At 73.2% G+C, this 14,902-nt stretch carries 12 protein-coding genes and 3 tRNA genes; 2 read left to right on the top strand and 13 right to left on the bottom strand.

The window, feature by feature from the left end; translation table 11 throughout:
* Positions 1 to 48: 48 nt before the first annotated feature.
* From OG823_RS23490 to OG823_RS23470, 5 genes are all read right to left on the bottom strand, one after another.
* Positions 49 to 804: a hypothetical protein gene (locus OG823_RS23490; protein ID WP_371481582.1), complete on the bottom strand. Its 756-nt coding sequence runs from the start codon at positions 802 to 804 to the stop codon at positions 49 to 51.
* A 446-nt stretch (positions 805 to 1,250) separates the two neighbouring features.
* A complete protein-coding gene (gene leuS, locus OG823_RS23485; protein WP_371481581.1) occupies positions 1,251 to 4,178 on the bottom strand; it encodes a leucine--tRNA ligase in 2,928 nt (975 codons plus the stop codon).
* Positions 4,179 to 4,500: 322 nt separating this feature from the next.
* Positions 4,501 to 5,796: a hypothetical protein gene (locus OG823_RS23480; protein ID WP_371481580.1), complete on the bottom strand. Its 1,296-nt coding sequence runs from the start codon at positions 5,794 to 5,796 to the stop codon at positions 4,501 to 4,503.
* A 106-nt stretch (positions 5,797 to 5,902) separates the two neighbouring features.
* Positions 5,903 to 5,975: transfer RNA gene (locus OG823_RS23475), tRNA-Ala, on the bottom strand.
* A gap of 96 nt (positions 5,976 to 6,071) precedes the next feature.
* Positions 6,072 to 7,517, bottom strand: a complete 1,446-nt coding sequence (locus OG823_RS23470) for an MFS transporter (RefSeq protein WP_371481579.1) — start codon at positions 7,515 to 7,517, stop codon at positions 6,072 to 6,074.
* Positions 7,518 to 7,619: 102 nt separating this feature from the next.
* Here OG823_RS23470 and OG823_RS23465 point away from each other — a divergent pair, with 102 nt between their 5' ends.
* The gene (locus OG823_RS23465) at positions 7,620 to 8,546 is read left to right on the top strand and encodes a helix-turn-helix transcriptional regulator (protein WP_371481578.1); all 927 of its coding nucleotides are present in this window, start codon (positions 7,620 to 7,622) and stop codon (positions 8,544 to 8,546) included.
* Positions 8,547 to 8,633: 87 nt separating this feature from the next.
* Here OG823_RS23465 and OG823_RS23460 read toward each other — a convergent pair.
* The 8 genes from OG823_RS23460 to OG823_RS23425 all read right to left on the bottom strand — a co-directional run bounded on the left by OG823_RS23460 (position 8,634) and on the right by OG823_RS23425 (position 13,476).
* Positions 8,634 to 8,706: transfer RNA gene (locus OG823_RS23460), tRNA-Ala, on the bottom strand.
* Positions 8,707 to 8,743: 37 nt separating this feature from the next.
* Positions 8,744 to 8,816, bottom strand: a tRNA-Ala gene (locus tag OG823_RS23455).
* A 130-nt stretch (positions 8,817 to 8,946) separates the two neighbouring features.
* Entirely contained in the window at positions 8,947 to 9,594 is a 648-nt protein-coding gene (locus OG823_RS23450) for a histidine phosphatase family protein (RefSeq protein WP_371484628.1), read from the bottom strand.
* Positions 9,591 to 10,067, bottom strand: coding sequence for a ribosome silencing factor (gene rsfS / locus OG823_RS23445; protein WP_371481577.1), 477 nt, complete (start codon positions 10,065 to 10,067; stop codon positions 9,591 to 9,593). The genes OG823_RS23450 and rsfS overlap by 4 nt, the downstream gene beginning before the upstream one ends.
* A gap of 155 nt (positions 10,068 to 10,222) precedes the next feature.
* Positions 10,223 to 12,217 (bottom strand): LytR C-terminal domain-containing protein, encoded by a 1,995-nt coding sequence (locus tag OG823_RS23440; RefSeq protein ID WP_371481576.1) that lies wholly within the window; start codon positions 12,215 to 12,217, stop codon positions 10,223 to 10,225.
* A gap of 16 nt (positions 12,218 to 12,233) precedes the next feature.
* Positions 12,234 to 12,866: a nicotinate-nucleotide adenylyltransferase gene (nadD, locus tag OG823_RS23435; protein ID WP_371481575.1), complete on the bottom strand. Its 633-nt coding sequence runs from the start codon at positions 12,864 to 12,866 to the stop codon at positions 12,234 to 12,236.
* Between the two features lie 133 nt (positions 12,867 to 12,999).
* A complete protein-coding gene (locus OG823_RS23430) occupies positions 13,000 to 13,155 on the bottom strand; it encodes a hypothetical protein (RefSeq protein WP_371481574.1) in 156 nt (51 codons plus the stop codon).
* 174 nt (positions 13,156 to 13,329) lie between these two features.
* Positions 13,330 to 13,476, bottom strand: a complete 147-nt coding sequence (locus OG823_RS23425; protein WP_371481573.1) for a hypothetical protein — start codon at positions 13,474 to 13,476, stop codon at positions 13,330 to 13,332.
* A gap of 267 nt (positions 13,477 to 13,743) precedes the next feature.
* Here OG823_RS23425 and OG823_RS23420 point away from each other — a divergent pair, with 267 nt between their 5' ends.
* Positions 13,744 to 14,826, top strand: a complete 1,083-nt coding sequence (locus OG823_RS23420; protein ID WP_371481572.1) for a M48 family metallopeptidase — start codon at positions 13,744 to 13,746, stop codon at positions 14,824 to 14,826.
* The last annotated feature ends 76 nt before the right edge of the window (positions 14,827 to 14,902 follow it).

Genomic DNA, 14,902 nt, shown 5'->3' with positions numbered 1-14,902 from the left:
GATGACGTGCGCTCCCGCCCCGGGGGCGCGGCCGCGGGCGGGCGGTGGTCAGCCTCCCGAAGGTCCCGCCGAGGGCTTGCGCAGGCGCTGGGCGAGGCGGGCCAGCGGGTCGGCGAGGCCGAGTGCCTCCTCCGCGCCCGGCCGGCGGCCGCCGGAGGTCAGCCCGGGTCGCGGTGCCTGCCCCGCCGGAGCCGGGTCGGTCACCCCGGCCGCAGTCGAGCCCGCGTCCACGCCACCGCCCTGCGCAGCGGCGGAGTCCCAGTGCCGCAGCGCGCCCGCCTCGCTCTCGCACTCCTGCCCCAGCCGGGTCAGTTCGTCCTCGGCGAAGCGGTGCATGCGGTCCTGGGCCGCCCAGCGCATCGTCTCGGCGGAGCGGGTGATCCGGTCGGCGCGCTCGCGCAGTTCGGGCAGTCTGGCCGCGATCCGCCCGGAGTCCGGCTCTCGCTCCAGCGTCCGCAGCTCGCCGTCCAACTCCGCCGCGTGGACGTCGAGCCGGGCCAGCAGTTGCAGGGACTCCGTCAGCTGGCCGTCCTCGGCGACAGCGCCCTCCAGGACCTGGCGGGTGCCGTCGAGCGAGGAGCGCAGGGCGAGCCGGGTGGCCGAGATCCTCCCCTGGGCGCCGGGCCTGGTGTACGTCTTCGCCTTCAGGGTGACGTTCTCCACGGCCCGTCTGGCGTTGGCCTCGTGCCGCTCGACCTTCACCGCCACCGCCTTCGCGGCCTTGACCGTGCCGACCACCGCCAGGGTCAGCAGCCCGAGGCCGAACAGCAGCACCAGGGCCAGCAGCACTCCGAGTGCGTCCATCACGAGCCACCTTCCACCGGAGCGGGTACACCGGACCGGGCGCGCCGGACCGCGTGGCGCGGGCCGCACCGTACGGGTGCACGGGCCGGACCGCAGTCGCCGAGGATTCCACCGTAGCCGCCCCGACCGGCCGGCGGCCGGGTCAAACCGGACACCGGGGCCGAGATCAGGGACAGATCGGGGATCACCCTCACAGGACCCGGCACCCGGGCGGCCGGTGTGCCCCACCGCACCACGGACGGCGCCGCGGACCGTCCCACGTCCGAGACGGGCTCCCCCGCGCCCGGACGGCCCCGGCTCGGACGGCCCCGGGCCGAGCAGACCCCAGCAGGCCCGGGCCCAGCAGGCCCGGGCCGAGCCGAGCCGAGCAGAACTGGCCGGGGCCGACGGCACCGGGGCCGGACCCCGCCGCAACGGCGTGGCCCGGCCCCGGAGTTGCCCTGCGGTCAGCCGGTGACGATGTTGACCAGCTTCGGCGCGCGCGCGATGACCTTGCGCACCGGCGCGTCGCCGATCGCCGCGACCACGGCGGGGTCGGCCAGCGCCAGGGCCTCCAGCTCGGCGTCGGAGATCTCCGGGGAGACCTCCAGGCGGGCCTTGACCTTGCCCTTGATCTGGACGACGCAGGTGACCGACTCGTCGACCACGTACGCCGGGTCCGCGACCGGGTAGTCGGCGTACGCCAGCGAATCCTCGTGGCCCAGCTTGCGCCACAGTTCCTCGGCGATGTGCGGGGCCAGCGGGGCGACCAGCAGGACGATCTGCTCCGCCACCTCGCGCGGCGTGGAACCGCGCTTGACCAGGAAGTTGTTCAGCTCGATGGCCTTGGCGACCGCCGTGTTGAACCGCAGCCCGGACATGTCGCCGCGGATGCCGTCGATCGCCTTGTGCAGCGCGCGCAGGGTCGGCTCGTCGGCGGGCTCGTCGGTGACGACCAGCTCGCCGGTGGACTCGGACGCGATGTTGCGCCACAGCCGCTGCAGGAAGCGGTACGAGCCGACCACGGCCCGGGTGTCCCACGGACGGGAGACGTCCAGCGGGCCCATCGACATCTCGTACAGGCGCAGCGTGTCGGCGCCGTACTCGTCGGCGATCTCGTCGGGCGCGACGGCGTTCTTCAGCGACTTGCCCATCTTGCCGGCCTCGCGCTTGACCGCCTCGCCGTTCCAGACGTAGCCGCCGTCGCGCTCCTCCACCTCCGCGGCGGGCACCGGGAAGCCCCGCTCGTCGCGGTAGACGTCGGCGGTGATCATGCCCTGGTTGAACAGCTTGTGGAAGGGCTCGACGGAGGAGACGTGGCCCAGGTCGTGCAGCACCTTGTGCCAGAAGCGCGCGTACAGCAGGTGCAGCACGGCGTGCTCGGCGCCGCCGACGTACAGGTCGGCGCCGCCGGCCGGCTTCTCGGCGGTCGCGCCCAGCCAGTACCGCTCGTTGGCGGGGTCGACCACCTTGTCGGCGTTCGACGGGTCGATGTAGCGCAGCTCGTACCAGCACGAACCCGCCCAGTTGGGCATGGTGTTGGTCTCGCGGCGGTACGACTTCACACCGTCGCCCAGATCCAGCTCGACGTTGACCCAGGCGTCGTTGCGCGACAGGGGGGTCTTCGGCGAGGAGGTGGAGTCGTAGGGGTCGTAGGTGTGCGGCGAGTAGTCCTCGACCTCGGGCACCTCGACCGGCAGCATCGACTCGGGCAGCGCGTGCATCACGCCGTCCTCGTCGTAGACGATCGGGAAGGGCTCGCCCCAGTACCGCTGGCGGCTGAACAGCCAGTCGCGCAGGCGGTAGTTGACGGTTCCCGCACCGATGCCGTGCTCGGTCAGCCAGGCGGTGACCGACTGCTTGGCCTCGACGACCGACAGGCCGTCCAGCGAGACGCCGTTCTCGGTGCCCTCGGCGTGGGCCGAGTTGACGATCACCGAGTCGTAGGTGTCGAACGCGTCGTCCCAGGTCTGCGGGTCCTCGTCGCGCCCGTCGGTGGGCCTGACGACGCAGCGCATCGGCAGCGCGAAGGCGCGGGCGAAGGCGAAGTCGCGGTGGTCGTGGGCGGGGACGGCCATGATGGCGCCGGTGCCGTAGCCCATCAGCACGTAGTCGGCGATGAACACCGGGACGGGCTCGCCGCTGACCGGGTTCGTCGCGTACGCGCCGGTGAAGACGCCGGTCTTCACCTTGGCGTCCACCTGGCGCTCGACGTCCGACTTGGCGGCGGCGGTGGCGCGGTACGCGGCCACGGCCTCGGCCGGGGTGGCGGCGCCGCCCGTCCAGTCGTCGTGGGTGCCGGCGGGCCAGGCCGCGGGCACGATCGAGTCGACCAGGGCGTGCTCGGGCGCCAGCACCATGTAGGTGGCGCCGAACAGGGTGTCGGGGCGGGTGGTGAAGACGGTGATCGCCCCGCCGTCGGCGCCCCGGCCGTTCACCGCGAACTCGACCCGCGCGCCCTCGGAGCGGCCGATCCAGTTGCGCTGCTGCTGCTTGATGGCCTCGGGCCAGTCCAGCAGGTCCAGGTCGGCGATCAGGCGGTCGGAGTAGGCGGTGATCCGCATCATCCACTGACGCAGGTTGGACTTGAACACCGGGAAGTTGCCGCGCTCGGAGCGGCCGTCCGCGGTGACCTCCTCGTTGGCCAGCACGGTGCCCAGACCGGGGCACCAGTTGACCGGCACCTCCTTGGAGTACGCCAGGCGGTGGTCGCCCAGCAGGTCCTCGCGCTCGGCGGCGGACAGCTGCGCCCAGGCGCGGCCGTCGGGGGTCTGCCGGGTGCCGTCCTGGAACTGCGCGACCAGCTCGGCGATCGGACGGGCCCGGCCGGCCTCGGCGTCGTACCAGGAGTCGAAGATCTGCAGGAAGATCCACTGGGTCCAGCGGTAGTAGTCCGGGTCGATGGTGGCGATCGACCGGCGCGAGTCGTGGCCCAGGCCCAGCCTGCGCAGCTGCTGGCGCATGTTCGCCATCGCGGCCTCGGTGGAGACCCGGGGGTGCTCGCCGGTGGCGACCGCGTGCTGCTCGGCGGGCAGGCCGAAGGCGTCGTAGCCCAGGGTGTGCAGCACGTTGTGCCCGGTCATCCGCTGGAAGCGGGCGAACACGTCGGTGGCGATGTAGCCCAGCGGGTGGCCGACGTGCAGGCCGGCGCCGGAGGGGTACGGGAACATGTCCATGATGAAGCTGTGCGGCTTCGCCGAGACGTCACCGGCGGCCGGATCGGCCAGCGCGCCGACCGGGTTGGGGGCGTTGAACGTCCCCTCCTTCTCCCAGACGTCCTGCCAGCGGGACTCGATGTCGGCCGCCAGCGCGGCGGTGTACTTGAAAGCCGCCTCCGCGCGGAAGGGCTCGGTTGCGTCGCCGGCCGCGCCGGAGGCAGGTGTCGTCTCGCTCATGGTCCTTCAGGCTCCATCGGTGTCAGAGTGCGAACCGGCGGAGAAGTCCGTCGGCGGTCCGGCTGGATCCGGCTGAACAGCGCCGGAAAACAAAAAAGCCCCTCGCAGGAGGGGACGCCACGCCGACTCCGGCGCCTTCCGAGCACGGCCGGTTCTTGTCAGCGCGGCCGGCTAAGGAGCAGGCGCGCGGTTCGCATGGGCTCAGGGTACCGCAAGCCCACGAGCGCCCTCGCTCCCGTTCCACGGGCGGGGCCGCGCCCCGGCCCGCCGCGGAGCCGGCCGGACGCCTCGAACGGAGGGCCGGCCAGGCCCGCCCGACCGCCTACCCGAGGCCCGTCCTGGCCGCCGCGTCGAAGTCGCGCAGCGCCCGGGCGACCCGGGCCGACTGCATGCCGGCGGCCAGCCGCCTGGCCTCGTCGGCGCTGCGGGCGGCCGAGGCCCGGTCGCCCGTCCGCCGGTAGGAGTCGGCCAGCCGGACCATCAGCAGGGCCTTGGCCCGGGCGCGGGCCGGCCCCAGGACGCCGACCGCGCCGGACAGCAGCGCCCGGGCGCGCTCGTGCTCGTCGAGGAAGAGATAGCCCTCCCCCACCATGCCGTCCAGGTCGGCCCGCTCCTGACGGCTGTCCGGCTCGCCCTCCAGCGCCCGGACCGCGCGCGCCGCGGCCTCCTCGACGCCGCTGCGCTCGCCCTTGCGGCCGTACGCCCGGGCGATCCGCCCGAGCTGGAGGGCCCGCTCGCGCGGCGTCAGGACGTCGCCGGCGGCCAGCAGCGCACCCGAGAGCATCGCCACCGCGTCGAGTCCACGCCCGCCGGAGGTCTGGGTGGCCTGCACCGCGAGACAGCCGACCACGCTCACCCCGAGCCGAGGATCGCCACAGACGTGCGCGGCGCGCAGGGCGGCCACGAAGGCGCGTTGCGCGGCGGCGTCGTTGCCCATGTCGTAGTTGGCCCAGCCGACCAGCCGGGCGAGCCTGGCCGCGGCGGCGTACAGCTCACGTCCCAACGGCTCCCCGTACGAGCCGAGTTCGAGCAGCTTGCCGACCATCGCAAGCTCGGCCTTGGCGGGGTCGAGGACCAGCCCGCCGCCGCAGGCCCGTTCGAGCCGGCGCTTGCCGTCGTGGGAGCGCCGGAGGTCGGCGAGCTGCTCGGGGGCGATCCGCAGGGCGCCCTCGCCGCCGGTGACGGCGGGCGGCGGCGACGCCCAGTGCCCGGTGGCCTGTTCGAGTTCGGCGCCGCGGAAGAGGTCGGTGAGGCGGACGGGGCCCGCGTCGGTGCCCGCCTCGTGCAGCGCGGTCTGCGCGGTGTCGGCGGTCCAGGGGTCGGTCAGCAGGCGCGGGGAGAGGATCTTGGCACCCCGGTTGCCTCCCATCCGGCCCCAGAGCTGTTCGTAGGTGACGGCGATGCCCAGGGTGCGGCTGAGCACCTCGCAGACGGTCTGGTCGTGCGGGGCCCGCGGCACCATGCCGCGATCGCGCCACTTGTACGGGGCGGTGGAGCTGATCGCCAGGCCGGCCGGCAGCGCCAGGTTGACCTCCCGGGACAGCCGCTCCGGACTCCAGCCGAGCTGGTGCAGTATCCGGGCCAGCTCTTCGTTCCGCTTGCGCGCCAGGTCGGCCATGGCACGACGGTAGCGGTCGGCGCTCGGTACGGGGTAGGTCCGGCCCGGCGGCCGCCGGACAGGCGAGAGGCCGCCTCCCCGAACGGGAGGCGGCCTCTGCCGACTGTGGAGCTACGGGGAATTGAACCCCGGACCTCTTGCATGCCATGCAAGCGCTCTACCAACTGAGCTACAGCCCCTTGACCTGCGATGTCACCTCGGGTCCCACATTGTGGTCTCCCTTGGCGACATCACTTACTTTACACGGTCACGGGGGTGCTCCACGAATCCTTTGGCTACCCGGCCCGCTCCGCCCGCCCGGACCGGGCGGCCAGGACTCCGGCGAGGGCGACCGCTGCGGCGATCACCGCACCGGTGACGAACAGCGCGTGCCCCGACGCGTCGGCCGGCGCGGGCAGCCGCACCTGGCCCAGGAAGACCGAGCCGAGCACCGCGACCCCCACCAGCTGCCCGAGCTGGACGACGGTCACCATCACCCCGCTGGCATCGGCCGCGTCCGCCGGCAGCACCCGGCCGAGCGCCCGGGCGAACAGCGGCGCGTACGCGCATCCCGCCGCCAGCCCGATCCCGGTCATCAGCAGCAGCTCGCCCGGGCCGATCTCCGCGCCGCCGCGCAGCAGGAGGGCGAGCAGCAGGTAGCCGGGCGCCACCAGCGCCGTCCCGAGCACGGGCAGCACCGTGTGCAGGCGCGACGGCAGCCGCTGCCAGCGCAGGCTGGAGAGGCCGAAACCGAGCGCGACCGGGCCGGAGAGCAGACCGGCCCGCAGCGCGCTGTGACCGAGGCCCGCCTGCTGGTGCAGGGCGAAGGCGAACATGAAGCCGGAGAACGCGGCCATGATCATGAAGATCGCCCCGGCCGCCGACAGCAGACCGGGCGTGCGCAGCACCCGACCGGAGATCAGCGGCCGGCCACCGCGGCGCGCGATCCGCCGCTCCACCACCGCGAACAGCGCGGCCGTCACCCCGCTGCCGGCCAGCATCGCCCAGCCCCAGACCGGCCAGCCCAGCTCGTGCCCGAGCACCAGCGGCACCACCAGCAGTCCGAGCGTCAGCGCCAGCACCACCAGGCCGGGGACGTCGAAGCCCTCGGTGGGCTCTCCCGGCCGACGGGGCAGCAGCCGGGCGCCGGCCGCCAGCAGCGCCAGCCCGAGCGGCACGTTGACCAGGAACACCGGCCGCCAGCCCGTACCGAGGAGGTCGGCGCTGACCAGCAGGCCGCCGAGCACCTGGCCGAGCGCCATCCCGCCGGCCAGCACGGCCGAGTACAGGCCGAGCGCCCTGGTCCGGGCGGCGCCGGTGAAGGTCCGCTGGATCATGCTCATCACCTGGGGCACCATCAGGGCCGCCCCGACGCCCTGGAGCAGCCGGAAGCCGATCAGCCAGCCGGTGCCCGAGGCGAGACCGCAGGCCAGCGAGGCGGCGGTGAAGCCGGCCAGGCCCAGCTGGAACAGCCGCCCGTACCCGAAGCGCGCACCGAGCCGGGCGCCGGTGATCAGCAGGACGGCGTACGCGATGGTGTAACCGGCGACGACCAGTTGCAGGGCGGCGCCGGAGGCGTGCAGGTCGGTCCGGATGGTGGGTACGGCGACGTTGACGATGGAGACGTCGAGCACCGCCATGAACTGGCCGCCGAGGACGAGAGCGAGGAGCAGCCCCGGCCGGGCCGCGGCCCGGGTCGGGGTCGCGCCGGGAGCGCCGGGGCGGGTCTGAAGATCCGTCATGGACCCAGCCTCGCGCAGCTCCGGTACCGGTGGTTAGAGCCTGCCGATCCTGGTACCGGCAACACCCTGCGGGCGCCGAGCACCCTGCGGCACGATGACGGCATGACCGTCGCCGACGCGGGCCACGGGCCCGCACCGCAGCCACAGCCACAGCCACAGCCACAGCCACAGCGGCAGGACAAGCGCCGCAGCGAGCTCACCCACTTCCTGAAGGCCTGCCGCGCCCGGGTCACCCCGGAGGACGTCGGCCTGCCGCCGGGGCTTCGCCGACGCACGCCCGGCCTGCGTCGCGAGGAGGTCGCGCAGCTCGCCGGGGTTGGCGTGACCTGGTACACCTGGCTGGAGCAGGGCCGGCCGATCAACGCGAGTGAGCAGGTGCTGTCCGCGGTCGCCGGCTCCCTGCGGCTGGATCCGACCGAGCGCGACCACCTGTTCCGGCTGGCCGGGGTGCGCGCCGTCCGTCCCGCCTCCCCCGCGCACCCGCACCTCGACGCCTCCACCCAGGTCATCCTGGACGCGCTGGCGCCGCTCCCGGCAGCGGTCTGCAACAGCCGCTACGACGTACTGCTGCACAACTCGTCCTACGAGTCGCTGTTCGGGGCGAACCCCCCGGCGGCGCCGCACGGGGTGTTCAACAGCCTGTGGTGCACCGTCACCGCGCCGCCCTGCTGCAACCCCTTTCTGAACCGGGACGAGGAACTGCCCCGCATGGTCGGGGTGCTGCGGGTCGCGTACGGCAGGCACGTGGGCGAGCCGGTGTGGGAGGGGTACATCCGGGAGCTGACGCTCGCGAGCGCGGAGTTCCGGGAGCTCTGGGCCCGGCAGGAGGTGGCGCCGGCGCGGTCGGCCCGCAAGGTGTTCCGGCACCCGGAGGTCGGCGAGCTGCGGTTCACCGCCGCGTACCTGACCATTCCGGCCGCGCCCGAGCACTACATGGTGGTCTACACCCCGGAGGGTCCGCAGGACCGCGAGCGGACCGAGCGGATGGCGACGCTCCCGGCGCGGCCGGTGAAGTGCTGCCACACGTGAGCGGCCGGGCGGGAGCGCCGCGCACCGGGCCGGCCCGGAACGCACCGAAGGCCGTCACCCACCGGGCGACGGCCTTCCGAACTGTTGTGGAGCTACGGGGAATTGAACCCCGGACCTCTTGCATGCCATGCAAGCGCTCTACCAACTGAGCTACAGCCCCGCGACACGACCGGCCCTCTCGGACCGCTGGTGCGGAGTGGAGCTACGGGGAATTGAACCCCGGACCTCTTGCATGCCATGCAAGCGCTCTACCAACTGAGCTACAGCCCCGCATTCGTGTGGATCCTCCGCTTCCCTTCCGGGCCGCGTTCTCACCTGCGAACGAGGAAGACTCTAGCTGGTCAGGCCCGGAACTGCGAAATCCCACCGCCGGCAGACCCGCGACGGCCGGTGCCGACCGTCAGGTGTCGTCACCGATCACCGGCTGCGGCAGGGTGCCGGCATTGTGCTCCAGCAGTCGCCAGCCGCGCGCGCCCCGGCCGAGGACGGACCAGCAGCAGTTGGACAGGCCGCCGAAGCACTCCCAGAGCGCCGGGTCCAGCCCGAGCATCCGGCCCAGCATGGTGCGGATGGTGCCACCGTGGCTGACCACGACCAGCGTGCCGTTCTCCGGCAGCTTCCCGGCCGCCTCCAGCACCACCGGGACGGAGCGGTCGGCGACCTCGGTGGACAGCTCGCCACCGCCGCGCCGGACCGGCTCACCCTGCGCCCAGGCCTCGTACTGCGCCGGGAACCGGGCGCGGATCTCCGCGTTGGTCAGGCCCTGCCAGTCCCCCGCGTACGTCTCGCGCAGGCCCTCGTGGTGGTGCACGTCCAGCCCGGTGACCGTGGCCAGCTCGGCGGCCGTCCTGGCCGCCCGCTGGAGATCCGAGGAGATCAGCAGGTCCGGCTTCAGGCCGGCGAGCAGCCGGGCCGCTCGCTGCGCCTGCTGGACGCCCTGGCCGGTCAGCTCGATGTCGGTGCTGCCCTGGAAGCGCGATTCGAGGTTCCAGGAGGTCTGGCCGTGCCGCCAGAAGACGATGCGCGGTCCCCGCGCCTCCCGGCTCAGCTGTGATCCTCGGCGCTGTAGTTCTCGCCGCCGAAGTCGTCCGCCGGCGGGGCGGTGACGTTGCCGGCCGCGTCGGCGTCCGCGCCCTCGGGACGGTTGCGGGTGGCCATCGCCTCCTCGGGCAGCGCCAGCTCGGGGCAGTCCTTCCAGAGCCGGTCGAGGGAGTAGAAGGAGCGCTCCTCCGAGTGCTGGACGTGCACCACGATGTCGAGGTAGTCGAGCAGGATCCAGCGGCCCTCGCGCTCGCCCTCGCGGCGCACCGGCTTCACGTCCAGCTTCTCGCGCAGCTGCTCCTCGATCTCCTCGGCGATCGACTTGACCTGGCGGTCGTTGCTCGCGGAGGCGATCAGGAAGGCGTCGGTGATCGACAGCACCTCGCTGACGTCGAACGCGATGATGTTGTGGGCCAGCTTGTCGGCCGCCGCCTGGGCGGCGACGGTGATGAGTTCCTGGCTGTGGTCGGTGACGGTCACTGTGTTCTTCCGGCTCGGCTGCAGAGAGGGACGCCGCCCGGCCCGCGAACGGGCAAGGGGGTCCCAGTCCAGGATCTCACGCCGCCGCCGCGACCCCGGACGAATTGTTCCGGGGCCGCGGCGGGCGGGCACTGCGGCGGGGGGAAGGCGGCGCGCTACTGCGCCTTCGGCGGCTGGTAGTCCTTGCCGAGAACCACCAGCAGGTCCGCGTTCTGGGTGTCGGAGACCTTCTTGACCGCCGACTCCGGCACGTTCAGGCTGATCGCCAGGGACTTCGCGGCCGCCTGTCGCGAGTCGTCCGTGTAGCGGATCTCGGTGGTCGCCTGCGGGCTGCCCTTGGCCACGCCCGGCACCAGGGTCAGACCGGCGTTGGTGATCTGGACCTGCGCCGCCGCGGCCGACTGGTCGTTGCCGGAGGCGTCCTGGACCGCCACCCGGGCCATCGCGGAGTCTCCGCTGCCGGCGTTGTGCACGGTGCCGCCGAGCACGTCCTTGACCTGCTTGCCGGCGGTGGCGTCGTCCAGGGTGCCGTCCGCCGCGACGGGCAGCGCGGAGGTGCTGAAGTGCCCGTCCTTGGCCTGCAGGGCGAGCTGGACCAGCACGCCCGCCAACGCGTCCTCCGGCAGTGACGGGTCGAGCACCGCCCCCATCCGGTGCACGGTGTCCTTGGCGTCCTTGAGGTCGACCGGCATGGTCCGCACGATCGCCTCCAGCACCTGCCCGAACCGGGCCAGCTGCGCGTCCCGGGCCTCGCCGGCGGCCTGGTAGGTGGCGTACCCGACCGCGGCCTGGCCGTTCAGCAGGACGTTCTTGCCGACCGCGGCCAGCACCTTGCCGTCCGCCTTGCCGCCGTCGCGCACCTCGGCGTTGGTGTCCACCCGGACACCGCCCAGCTGTGCGACCAGCAGCTGGAGATAGGGGGTGTCCAGCCGCCAGCTGCCGGCCACGCTCGCGCCCAGCACCGTGCCGAGCCCGTCGCGGGTGCCGGAGGTGCCGAGCGTGTCCATCCCCTGGCCGAGCGCGACCGTCGCCGCGTCGCCGGTCCCGGGCAGCTTCAGGGTCTCCGGCAACAGCAGCACCGAGCCCTTGTGGCCGGAGGCGTCGTTGACCAGCAGCGCGGTGGAGACCTTGCCCTGGAGGTCGCGCAGGTGCACCACGTTCACCTGGCGCGGTCCGGCCGCCGAGGCCGCGGTCTGGGTGCCGTCGAATCCGCCGGTGAGCCAGAGGTAGCCCGCCCCGCCGCCCGCCAGCACGGCCAGCACGACGACCGCGCCCACCAGCCGGTTGCGCAGCTTGCGGCGGCGCTCGTCCCGGCGCTCGCTGCGCGACTCGGCGAACTTCAGCCAGTCGATGACGTCCTCGGACTCCTCCGCCTCCTCCTCCACGAAGGTGAACTCGCCGGTGGCGTAGCCGTCCGCGGGCGACTTGGCGGCCTTGGCCGCACGGCTCCCGCCGACCTGTTCGGAGGGCTGCTCGGGCCTGGCCGGCGCGGGCGCGGGCTCGGCGGGCCGGGCCGGGCGGGGGCGCGGCGGAGCGGGCGCGGCGGCCACGGGGGCGGCCACCGGCGGCTGCTGCACGGGCTGCGCGTACGGGTCGGCCTGCTCGTAACCGCCCTGCTCGTAACCGCCCTGCTCGTAACCGCCCCGCTCGTAGGGCGCCTGCTCGTAGCCGCCCTGCTCGTAGCCGCCCTGCTCGTAGGGCGCCTGCTCGTAGCCCGGCTGCTGGTAGGGCTGGTACGGCTGCGCGTACGGCTGCTGGTACTCGTCGTACCCCGGCGCCCGGCCGTAGGCCTCCGGCCGGGCGTACGGCTGGGGCTGCTCGTACGGCTGCGGCTGCTCGTAGGGCTGGGGCCGGCCGTACGGCTGCTCCTGCCCGTATCCGTGGCCGGACTGCCCGGACTGCCCGGACTGCCCGGACTGCTCCTGCCCGTACCCCGGCTGCTGGTCGTGGCCGTAGGGCTGCCGGACCTGCGGCGGCTGCCGGCGGGACTGCCCGTAGGGCTGCTGCGGGTCGTAGGGCTGCTGCTCGTACGGCTGGTCGTAGCCGGGCTGCTGCTCGTAGCCGGACTGCTGGTACGGCTGGTAGGGCCGCTGCTGCTGCGCGGCCGGCCAGTCGTCGTCCTGGCCCCTGCGGTCTGCCGTTCCGGTCACGCCGTCCCTCCCGGGATCAAGGCTGGGCCGGCGCGTAGAGCGCCCGCTTGTCGATGTAACGGACCACACCGTCCGGGACGAGATACCAGACCGGTTCGCCCTTGGCGACCCGGTTGCGGCAGTCCGTGGAGGAGATGGCCAGGGCGGGGACCTCCACCAGGGAGACCCCGCCCACCGGGAGCCCCGCGTCCGAGAGGGTGTGCCCCGGGCGGGTGCAGCCGATGAAGTGCGCGAGCGAGAACAGCTCCTCGGAGTCCCGCCAGGAGAGGATCTGGGCGAGCGCGTCGGCGCCGGTGATGAAGAAGAGGTCGGCGTCCGGGTGCAGCGCGCGCAGATCGCGCAGGGTGTCGACGGTGTAGGTGGGGCCCTGCCGGTCGATGTCGATCCGGCTGACGGAGAACTGCGGGTTCTCGGCGGTCGCGATCACCGTCATCAGGTAGCGGTCCTCGGCCGGGGTGACCCGGTGGTCCTCCTTCTGCCAGGGCTGCCCGGTCGGCACGAAGATCACCTCATCGAGGTGGAACGCGCTCGCCACCTCGCTGGCTGCGACCAGGTGTCCGTGGTGGATCGGGTCGAAGGTTCCACCCATCACACCGAGGCGCTTCTTGACCGGTTCGTGTCCGCCGGGGGTCTCGGCCTGCTGTCCCATGCCGCCACACCTTACGCGACGCCCGTTGCGGCCTGCTCCCCCCGTCGCGGTCCTGGACGCGAACATGGCAAAGGGAGCGTCCGCGACTGCGCGGGGCGCTCCCTGGGCCTGCTCCGTCGGACCTGGCGCCGGCTCAGCGGTCGCGGTTGAACCGGGTGGTGATGAAGAGCAGCAGCAGCAGGATGAAGAGTCCGCCGCCGCCCGTGAGGTACGGGCTGAGGCTCTCGTGGTTGCCACCCTCGCCCTCGGCGATCAGGTTCAGGACGGGGAGTGCAGCAGCAGTGCTCATGGTCGCAGGACCTTCTCGGCTCGGGTGACGGACCAGGGGTCTGGGGCCCGCGGGGGCCCACCGGGTCATCGTACGGGTGAGCCCCGCGCAACCGCGCGGCGCCCCACCGCGTCCGAGTGAGCGGGGCCGGGACCAGCGGGGTCCGGCTCCCGCGCAGGGCCCGCGGCCGCCGGTTCAGCTCTTGCGGCCGGCCCGCAGCAGGATCCAGGCCAGCAGGCCGACCCCGACGAAGGAGGCCACCACGATCGCGCGCAGGAACAGGCCGGGACCGGCCTCCGTGGAGATCGGTGCGGCCAGGGTGACAAGGGTGGCGGGCGACATCTTGGGGCTCCTCGGTCTGCTCTGCACCGCGGCCTGTTCCGGTCCCGGTTCTCCAGAGCATTCAGCGTAGACCGGGCGGCCCGGTCCACTCGCCACGCCCCCCGGAACAGTCCGCGAGGGCCCGGGAACGGCGCCGGGCACGGCGCGTAGGGTGAGCGCCGGGGACGAGTACGCAACCGCGGACGTTGCACAGGCAGTCGTAGCAGCCAGAGACCAGCGGGGGCCGGCCGCGGCCGGGACCGGCGTCGACCAGGAGGTACTCAGAACATGACCGCTACCAACCAGGCGAAGACCCCGAGCCGGCGCCGCCAGCGCTTCCCCGAGATCTCCACCCGGGCGTGGGAGCACCCCGCCGACCGCTCCGGCCTGGTGGCCCTGCGCAAGCTCACCGGCTTCGACGACGTGCTGAAGAAGCTGGCCGGCCTGGTCTCCGAGCGCTCCGTGCGGCTGATGTTCCTGGCCACCGCCGTGAAGACCTCCGAGCGGCAGTTCCCGGAGCTGTACGACATGGTGCGCGACGCCGCGTACGTGCTGGACCTGGAGAAGGTCCCGGAGCTGTACGTCAGCCAGGATCCGACGGTCAACGCGATGTGCATCGGCATCGACACCCCGATCATCGTGCTGACCAGCGGCCTGGTCGAGCTGCTCGACGAGGAGGAGCTGCGGGCGGTGGTCGGCCACGAGGTCGGCCACGCGATGTCCGGCCACGCCCTCTACCGGACGATGCTGCTGATCCTCACCAACATCGCCACCCGGATCGCCTGGATCCCGCTCGGCAACCTCGCCATCATGGCGCTGGTCACCGCGCTCAAGGAGTGGTTCCGCAAGGCCGAACTCTCCTGCGACCGGGCCGGACTGCTCGCCGGGCAGGATCTGCAGGCCTCGATGCGCGGCCTGATGAAGCTGGCCGGCGGCCACAACCTCGGCGAGATGAACGTGGACGCGTTCCTGGAGCAGGCGGCCGAGTACGAGAAGGCCGGCGACCTGCGCGACGGCGTCCTCAAGGTGCTGCAGTTGCTGCCGCAGACCCACCCGTTCGCCGTGGTCCGGGTGGCGCAGCTGAAGAAGTGGTCGGAGAGCGACGACTACCGCTCCATCCTGGCGGGCGCCTACCCGCGCCGCGCCGGCGACCCCGACGCCTCGGTGACCGAGGAGTGGAAGGCGGCCGCCGAGCACTACTCGACCAGCGTCAAGGAGAGCAAGGATCCGCTGATGGGCCTGCTGCGCGACGTGGCCGGCGGCGTCGGTACGGTCGGCGGCAAGCTCCGCGACACCTTCGTCGGCCCCCGCGCCGGCGCGCCGACCGCTTCCTCCTCCGCGTCCGCGTCCGCCGAGGACGCCGCGAGCTGACGCCCGGCGGGCCGGTGCCCGGAGGCCCGAGGGCGTCCGGGCACCGGCCCGTACGGGATGTCCGCGTCCCGGGGCA

The sequence above is a fragment of the Kitasatospora sp. NBC_00315 genome (assembly GCF_041435095.1).
GTDB lineage: Bacteria > Actinomycetota > Actinomycetes > Streptomycetales > Streptomycetaceae > Kitasatospora.
This window is presented reverse-complemented; position numbering and strand designations above follow the sequence as displayed.